This window comes from Mycobacterium sp. (genome assembly GCF_035603715.1).
Classification (GTDB): Bacteria; Actinomycetota; Actinomycetes; order Mycobacteriales; family Mycobacteriaceae; genus Mycobacterium.
Genome location: NZ_DATNJW010000645.1, coordinates 1 through 7,770, shown reverse-complemented (window position 1 = coordinate 7,770; position 7,770 = coordinate 1). Strand labels below are relative to the sequence as shown.

8 protein-coding genes, 1 pseudogene and 1 riboswitch are annotated in these 7,770 nt (G+C 68.1%); of the genes and pseudogenes, 2 read left to right on the top strand and 7 right to left on the bottom strand.

The window, feature by feature from the left end; translation table 11 throughout:
* On the bottom strand, positions 1 to 357 hold a 357-nt coding region (rpsB, locus tag VN856_RS26195; RefSeq protein WP_325694746.1), incomplete at its 3' end, for a 30S ribosomal protein S2.
* Positions 358 to 646: 289 nt separating this feature from the next.
* On the opposite strand from rpsB, the pseudogene VN856_RS26190 reads away from it, so the two are divergent.
* Positions 647 to 1,096: pseudogene (locus VN856_RS26190) on the top strand (M23 family metallopeptidase); the annotation flags it as partial.
* A gap of 125 nt (positions 1,097 to 1,221) precedes the next feature.
* On the opposite strand, the gene VN856_RS26185 reads toward VN856_RS26190, so the two are convergent.
* From VN856_RS26185 to VN856_RS26160, 6 genes are read right to left on the bottom strand one after another with little or no spacing between them, the layout of a single operon-like run.
* Entirely contained in the window at positions 1,222 to 2,124 is a 903-nt protein-coding gene (locus VN856_RS26185; protein WP_325694744.1) for a tyrosine recombinase XerC, read from the bottom strand.
* Positions 2,125 to 2,156: 32 nt separating this feature from the next.
* Complete coding sequence (locus VN856_RS26180) at positions 2,157 to 3,317, bottom strand: lactate 2-monooxygenase (protein WP_325694743.1); 1,161 nt, start codon at positions 3,315 to 3,317, stop codon at positions 2,157 to 2,159.
* 39 nt (positions 3,318 to 3,356) lie between these two features.
* Complete coding sequence (locus VN856_RS26175; protein WP_325694742.1) at positions 3,357 to 4,205, bottom strand: siderophore-interacting protein; 849 nt, start codon at positions 4,203 to 4,205, stop codon at positions 3,357 to 3,359.
* A 44-nt stretch (positions 4,206 to 4,249) separates the two neighbouring features.
* Positions 4,250 to 5,392, bottom strand: coding sequence for a DNA-processing protein DprA (dprA, locus tag VN856_RS26170; protein ID WP_325694740.1), 1,143 nt, complete (start codon positions 5,390 to 5,392; stop codon positions 4,250 to 4,252).
* The gene (locus tag VN856_RS26165) at positions 5,389 to 6,900 is read right to left on the bottom strand and encodes a YifB family Mg chelatase-like AAA ATPase (RefSeq protein WP_325694738.1); all 1,512 of its coding nucleotides are present in this window, start codon (positions 6,898 to 6,900) and stop codon (positions 5,389 to 5,391) included. The genes dprA and VN856_RS26165 overlap by 4 nt, the downstream gene beginning before the upstream one ends.
* Positions 6,900 to 7,268 (bottom strand): YraN family protein, encoded by a 369-nt coding sequence (locus VN856_RS26160; RefSeq protein ID WP_325694736.1) that lies wholly within the window; start codon positions 7,266 to 7,268, stop codon positions 6,900 to 6,902. The genes VN856_RS26165 and VN856_RS26160 overlap by 1 nt, the downstream gene beginning before the upstream one ends.
* Positions 7,269 to 7,411: 143 nt before the next feature.
* Positions 7,412 to 7,473, top strand: a riboswitch (Fluoride riboswitch).
* 132 nt (positions 7,474 to 7,605) lie between these two features.
* On the opposite strand from VN856_RS26160, the gene VN856_RS26155 reads away from it, so the two are divergent.
* A partial coding sequence (locus VN856_RS26155) for a PE family protein (RefSeq protein ID WP_325694748.1) occupies positions 7,606 to 7,770 on the top strand: 165 nt, incomplete at its 3' end.

The window sequence follows — 7,770 nt, the reverse complement described above, 5'->3', positions numbered from 1 at the left end:
CGCCTCGAGCTCTTTGAGCCGCTGCAGGCGCTTGTGCACCGTGGAGAAGGTGGTCAGCATGCCGCCCAGCCAGCGCTGGTTGACGTACGGCATACCCACCCGGGTCGCCTCGTCGGCTATGGATTCCTGCGCCTGCTTCTTGGTGCAGACGAACAAGACCGTGCCGCCATGGGCGACAGTCTCTTTGACGAACTCGTAGGCCTTGTCGATGAAGGTCAGCGTCTGCTGCAGATCGATGATGTAGATGCCGTTGCGGTCGGTGAAGATGAACCGCTTCATCTTGGGGTTCCAGCGACGGGTCTGATGCCCGAAGTGCGTGCCGCTGTCGAGCAGCTGCTTCATGGTTACTACGGCCATGCGTATGCCTTTGTGTGTCGGTTGTCGCCCAGCGACGGGTGAAGCCGGGCCCTGGCGGCTGCTGCGATGCCGGACCCGCTGTTGGACGGGACCGCCGGCATGCGGTGCGAACTCCTAGTGGAACGGGAGACGCGATGCAGACGCGCGAAGTCAGCTCGTAATTACGGGCTGCGCAGAGGAGTTTACACGCTTCGGCCAGGTGCTTTGTCCACAGCGCTGGCTGGCCGGTTTGTCGGCGTCGCGGTGAACTGACGAGGTGCGATGGGCGGCGACGATCCTGGCCGCGACGCTGGTCTGCGCCGCTCCGGCCAGTGGCGACGCGGGCCGCCTGCAGTGGCCGCTGCGACCACCACCTGCGGTGATGCGTACCTTCGACGCCCCGTCGCCGAACTGGACCCGCGGCCATCGCGGTGTCGACCTGGCGGGCAGTCCTGGCCAGCCGGTCTATGCCGCGGGACCCGCGACGGTGGTGTACGCCGGGACGCTGGCCGGCCGCGAGCTGGTGTCGCTGGCCCACCCGGGCGGTTTGCACACCAGTTACGAGCCGGTGCGGGCCGCGGTACGGCCCGGACAATCGGTGACCGCGGGGACGGCGATCGGTGAATTGTTGGCCGGCCATCCAGGCTGTCGGGTCGCGGCGTGCCTGCATTGGGGCGCGATGTGGGGCCCGGCCGCCCGCGCCGACTACGTCGATCCACTGGGACTGTTGGCGTCCACGCGAATGCGGCTGAAGCCGCTGCATCGATAGTCACAGCGGTTTCAGTCGGGTCGGGGCACCTTTGTGCCCGCCTCCGAGCGACTTCGTCGGGCCCGACGCCCTAACTCAGCGAGTTGTCGCTGTGAGGCGGGCAAATCGCGTATCGGTCAGGCCCGCGGGTGCGCTTGGTCGTGCACCGCGCGCAGCCGCGCGACCGTCACATGGGTGTAGAGCTGGGTAGTGGCCAGGCTGGAATGCCCCAGCAGTTCTTGCACGACGCGCAGATCGGCCCCACCCTCGAGCAGGTGTGTGGCCGCGCTGTGCCGCAAACCGTGCGGTCCCATGTCAGGGGCGCCATCGACGGCGGCGACGGTCTGGTGCACCACGGTGCGAGCCTGTCGCACGTCGAGCCGCCGGCCCCGCGCCCCCAGCAACAGGGCAGGCCCGGATTCCGCGGCAACCAGGGCCGGGCGCCCGTCGGCCAACCAGGCTCGCAGCGCATCGGCGGCCGGTTCCCCGAACGGGACGCTGCGTTGCTTATTGCCCTTACCCAGCACGCGCAGCAGCCGGTGTGCGTTGTCGATGTCGTCGATGTCCAGGCCGCACAGCTCGCTGACCCGGATGCCGGTGGCATAGAGCAACTCGACGATCAATCGGTCGCGTAACGCCAGCGGATCACCTTGCTGTGAGCCGGATTTCGCGGCCGACATGGCGGCAAGCGCCTGATCTTGCCGCAACACCGCCGGCAGGGCCCGTCGTGCCTTGGGCACCTGCAGCCGGGTGGCCGGGTCGCCGGCCAGCAGCCCTCGCCGCACCGCCCAGGCGGTGAACGACTTGACCGCCGACGTACGGCGCGCGAGCGTGGTGCGCGCCGCACCGGCGCCTGCCCCCGCGGCCAACCACGACCTCAGGATCGGCAGGTTCAAGCCTTGCAGGCCGGTGTCGGGCGCCCGCTCACTGAGGAACGCGAACAACGACCGCAGATCGCCCAGGTACGCGCGGCGGGTATGGGCCGAGCGAAGGCATTGCAGCTCCAGGTAGCTGTCGAATTCGTCGAGGATCGCCTCCACCACCTCACGGTCGCAGAGACCGACGGTCTGGCTCAGGTGACGCGCCGCAGGGTGTCCGGAGTGAGATCTTTCAGCGTCGGGTAGCCGTCGACGGCCATCGTCAGGTCGGCTTCGGCCAGCAGCGACCGAAGGACGTGCACGATCCCGTCGGCGCCGCCGAGTGCCAGGCCGTAGGCATAGGGCCGCCCGACCCCGACGGCGGTCGCGCCGAGCGCCAGGGCTTTGACGACGTCGGCACCGCTGCGCACGCCGGAGTCGAACAACACGGGCAAACCATCGGCGGCCTCCACCACGCCCGGCAGACAGTCCAGCGCCGGAAGCCCGCCGTTGGCCTGCCGCCCGCCGTGTGTCGAGCAGTAGATGCCATCGACGCCACCGTCTTTGGCGCGACGGGCATCGTCGGGGTGGCAGATGCCTTTGACGATCAGCGGCAGCTTGGTCAGCGAGCGCAGCCACGGCAGGTCGTCCCACGTCAGTGGATTGCCGAAGACCTGAATCCAGCGCAGCACCGCGCCCTGCGGGTTCTCTTCGGGGCTTTGCGAGAGGCTCGCGCGGAAAACCGGGTCACTGGTGTAGTTGGACAGGCATTTTCCGCGCAGCTGCGGAAAATTCGACGTGCTCAGATCGCGCGGGCGCCAGCCGGTGACCCAGGTGTCCAGGGTGACGACGATGCCTTTGAAGCCGGCCGCCTCGGCGCGATGCACCAGGCTGGCGGCCAGCTCACGGTCGGTCGGGGTGTAGAGCTGGAAGAAACCGGGGGTGTCACCGAATTCGGCCGCGACGTCCTCGAGCGGGTCTTCGGTCAACGTCGACATCACCATGGGAACTCCGGTGCGGGCGGCGGCGCGTGCGGTCGCCAAGTCGCCGTGGCCATCCTGTGCGCACAATGCGATCACTCCGATCGGCGCCATGAACAGCGGGCTCGGCAAGGTCAGCCCGAACAAGTCGATCGACAAATCCCGTTGTGCGGCACCGACGAACATCCGTGGGATCAGACCCCACTTTTGGAACGCTTCACAGTTGGCCCGCTGCGTGCGCTCGTCACCCGCCCCGCCGGCGACATACGACCAGATCGAAGGAGGCAGAGCCTTTTCGGCCTTGGCTTCCAGCTCCGCGAAGATCATCGGCAGCTTGGGCACGACTCCGGCCAAGCCCTGGAAATAGATCTCGTTCTGGTAGTCGCCGAATGCCATGCGATGAGCATGCCAGCCGGCGCTTGGGCTGACGAGGCCCTACTGGCTACCCGCTTCAGCGGCGGCAAGTTCCTTCTTCCATTGACGGAAGGTCTCTTCGGTACGGCCACGCCGCCAGTAACCCGATATGGACGCCCACTTCGCGTCGACACCACGCTCTTTGCGGATGTAGGGCCGCAGGTTGTGCATGACCGCCTGGGCTTCACCGTGCACGAAGGCATGCACCTGCCCGGGGAGCCAGTGTGCGGTCTTGACCGCTTCGACGAGCGGCGAGTGGTCGCCGGCCCGCTCCTCGCCGACCAGATCGGCTCGGCCACCGCGGAGAATCCAATTGATCTGCACGCCTTCCGGGGCGATCAGCGGGATCTCGTCCTCGGGTTCGGCGACCTCGATGAAGGCTTGGCCGATTGCGTTGGACGGCAACGCTTCCAGCGCCACGCTGATCGCCGGCAGCGCGGTCTCGTCGCCGACCAGCAGGTGCCAGTCGGCCGCGGGGTCGGGCGCGTAGGCCCCACTCGGTCCCATCAGATACATCGGCTGTCCGGGCTTTGCCGATGCGGCCCACGGCCCGGCAGTCCCGTGCTCACCGTGCACCGCGATGTCGACGGCGATCTCACGCGCGGCCGGGTCAGCGCGACGAACCGTGATCGTCCGCACCACCGGCTGTTTGGCGGCCGGTAGGTCGGCAAAAGAGTCCAGCGTCAACGGCTGCGCCAACCCCGCCACGTCGACGTCATCGGCCACGAACACCAGCTTGACGTAGGAGTCGGTGAATTCGCTCGGCGTGAAGGTGTCGAAACCGCTGCCGCCCAAGACAACCCGGATCATGTGCGACGTGAGTTCTTCGGTGCGAACCACTTCGAAGGTGTGCACTGGTCGACCGGGCACCTGGTTCCTCTCGTTGAGCGCTGACCCCCCGACTATACGAGTCGTCACGGTCCCGCCGGTTGCCTACGATTCCGGACGATGCGCCAACAGCCGTCGTGACGCTCGGCCAGCCCGGCGATTTCCAGCATCGCCAGTGGCGCCAAGATCCGGGCGGGCTCCAGGGCAGCGGCGACGGCGATCTCGTCGACGCTGGCGGTTCCGCGTCCGGGCAGCGCCTCGTACACCCGCCGCTCCTCGTCGCCCAACCCGTCGAGCGGGGTCTCCGGCCGGGCTTCCTCTGACGCCAGCTCGCCGATATTGCCTACCAACTCGACGATGTCCTCGGTGCGAGTGATCACTTCGGCGCCAGCCCGCAGCAACGCATGGCATCCGGTCGACACCGACGAAGTCACCGGCCCGGGCACCGCGCCGACGACTCTGCCCAACGCCCGCGCCCAGGCAGCGGTGCTGGCCGCGCCGCTGCGCAAACCGGCCTCCACCACCACCGCCGCGCCGGCGAACGCCGCGACCAATCGGTTGCGGGTCAAGAATCGGTGCCGGGCCGGCCGCACCCCCGGCGGATATTCGGTGACCAGCAACCCGTCGCTGCCGATGCGGTGCAACAACGCGGAATGCCCGGCGGGATAGGGAATGTCAAGCCCACCCGCCAGCACTGCGACGGTGACGCCGTCGGCTGCCAGGGCCGCGCGGTGGGCCGCGCCGTCGATGCCGTACGCCCCGCCGGAGATGACCGCGACATCGTGCTCGGCCAACCCGGTCGCCAGATCCGCCGCAACTTGCTCGCCGTAGCTGGTCGCGGCCCGGGTTCCGACGAGAGCGGCCGATCGCAGCGCCGTCTCGTCGAGTCGCGCCGGACCGAGGGCCCACAACACCAGCGGGGGGCGCCCCTGCGGCTTCGCCCCCGCCGCGCCGCCGAACGCGGCGAAAGCCAGCGTCGGCCACTCATCGTCGTCCGGCGTGATCAGGCGACCCTCTCTGCGATTCAATACCTCGAGATCTGCTGCGGACCGGTCGATTTCACGCCGCGCTTCGGTGCGCCGGACAACCACATCGTCGACCTGACCACGTCGGACCCGCTCGGCCGCTTCTACCGGGCCCACGCGGCGCGCCAAGGCGTCAAGCTGCGCGCAGGGCGGCTCGATAACCCGCGACAGATAGGCCCACGCACGCAGCGTCGCGTCGGTCATCGCGAGGCTCCCGGTTGGCGGAAGCTCAATGCGGTCGCTACCTCGTCGCGTCCGGGTGAGGTGCGACCTGCCAGATCTGCCAAAGTCCACGCGACCCGTAACGTGCGGTCGAGACCGCGAATGCTCATCAGCCCGCGGTCCAGCGCCGTCCGCAGCGGCTGCATCGCGTCGTTGCCCAGCCTGAATCGGCGCCGCAGGACTGCTCCGCTGACCTCGGCGTTGGTGCGGAATCCGTGCGCGCCCCAACGCTGCGCCGCCGCGTCGCGGGCCAACGTCACCCGGTGACGGACCTTGGTGGTCGACTCGGGTTCGGTGGTGGCGAACGCGCTCATGCGCACCGGATGCATCTCCACCCGCAAGTCCACGCGGTCGAGTAGCGGGCCGGACAGTCGACCGAGATAACGCCGCTTGACGGCCGCGGCACAGATGCAGTCACGTGGGTCGGCCGGCGCACACGGGCACGGGTTGGCGGCCAGGACGAGTTGAAAACGAGCCGGATAACACGCCACCCCATCTCGCCGGGCAAGACGAATTTCACCGTCCTCCAATGGCGTTCGCAGTGCTTCCAACGCGCTGACACCGATCTCGGCGCATTCGTCGAGGAACAGCACTCCGCGGTGTGCCCGGCTGACGGCTCCTGGCCGGGCCATTCCCGTACCGCCGCCGACCAGTGCCGCAACGCTGGAGCTGTGGTGCGGAGCGACGAACGGCGGGCGGGTGATCAGCGGCGTGGCATCCGACAACAGGCCGGCCACCGAGTGGATGGCGGTGACCTCCAGCGACTCACCATTCGAAAGCGATGGGAGAAGTCCCGGAAGTCGTTGTGCCAGCATGGTTTTCCCCACGCCCGGCGGCCCGGTCAGCATGAGATGATGGGCCCCGGCGGCAGCGACCTCGACAGCGAAGCGCGCCTGGGCCTGCCCCATCACTTCGGACAGATCCGCGTGCGGCTCGGCCTCCGGAACCGCCGCGCTGATCCGGTCGTCGAGCCTCGCCGAACCACAGAGCCAGCCCTGCAATTGCGTCAGAGTGCGCACCCCCCAGACCTCGATCCCGTCGACCAGGCTGGCTTCCGGAAGGTTCTCGGCCGGAACCACCGCGGCGCCCCAGCCGGCCACCTTGGCCGCAAGCACCGCCGGTAGCACCCCGCGCACTGGTCGAACTCGTCCGTCCAATGCCAACTCCCCCAGCACCACCACGGTTTCCAGCCGTCGCCACGGGGTCTTCCGTTGAGCCGACAAGACCGCGGCCGCCAGCGCCAAGTCATAGACCGACCCCATTTTCGGCAGCGTCGCCGGCGACAGCGCCAGCGTGAGACGCGACATCGGCCACTTGTTGTCGCAGTTGGTGATCGCGGCGCGGACCCGGTCCCGCGACTCCTGCAACGCGGCATCGGGCAGGCCGACCAGATGCACGCCCGGTAGACCCGAGGTGATATCGGCTTCGATCTCCACGATCTGGCCGTCCAGTCCGAGCACGGCCACCGAGAACGCCCGTCCGAGCGGCATCAGCCGATTCCCCGCAAGTGCGTGATCTCCGGGGTGCGGCGTCGGCCGATTCGCACGCCGATGACGTCGAGGCGGACGGCGGCCCACCGCTGGTCCTGGGCGGCCAGCCAGATGCCCGCCAGCCGCCGCAACCGGCGCGCCTTCTGCGGGGTCACCGCCTGCTCCAGGCCACCGAAGCCGTCGCCGGTTCGCGTCTTGACCTCGACGAACACCACGGTGTCCGTACGTGGATCGACGGCGATCACGTCCAGTTCGCCGTAGCGGCAGCGCCAGTTGCGAGTCACGATTCGCAGTCCGAGCCCGGTCAAATGATCGGCTGCCAATCGCTCGCCGAGCGCTCCGATTTCGGCCCGCGTGAACGTCGTCATGCCGCCACCCTGGGCCAGGTCACCGACGCGGATATCCGTTGCACGGCGATCACCGCCGGACAGCGACTGGTTATCCCCAGTTACATAGCAATCCACAATGAGCTTGCGTGCCGCGTTGATCTGCCGTTAAACCGTCGTTAGCATCGCGTTCAGGCGATGAAGCTCGCCTTTAACCGCCGTACCGGCTGATGGCTTCTACCCGAGCACTGGGTTGAAGGCGGGGTGGATCAAATGAGCCCAGATCCCCATATTTCGCGGCGAATCAACGAATTCACTTGCAGGCGTGTGGTATTCGCGCGCCTGCGTTCGCCCGTGTGACCTTTCGAAAGGATCCCCGATGCCATTCGTCACCACCCAACCTGAAGCGCTGGCAGCCACCGCCGCCAGCTTGGCCGGTGTCGGCGCATTGATGAGCGCGCAGAATGCCGCGGCAGCGGCCCCGACGACCGGCGTGCTTCCACCCGCCGCCGACGAGGTATCGGTGCTCGCGGCTACCCAATTC

Excerpts from the sequence above, each read along its gene's own strand:
- VN856_RS26180 (WP_325694743.1), bottom strand. The coding sequence starts at position 3,317 with ATGGCATTCGGCGACTACCAGAACGAGATCTATTTCCAGGGCTTGGCC.
- dprA (WP_325694740.1), bottom strand. The coding sequence starts at position 5,392 with ATGACCGACGCGACGCTGCGTGCGTGGGCCTATCTGTCGCGGGTTATC.
- VN856_RS26165 (WP_325694738.1), bottom strand. The coding sequence starts at position 6,900 with ATGCCGCTCGGACGGGCGTTCTCGGTGGCCGTGCTCGGACTGGACGGC.
- VN856_RS26160 (WP_325694736.1), bottom strand. The coding sequence starts at position 7,268 with ATGACGACGTTCACGCGGGCCGAAATCGGAGCGCTCGGCGAGCGATTG.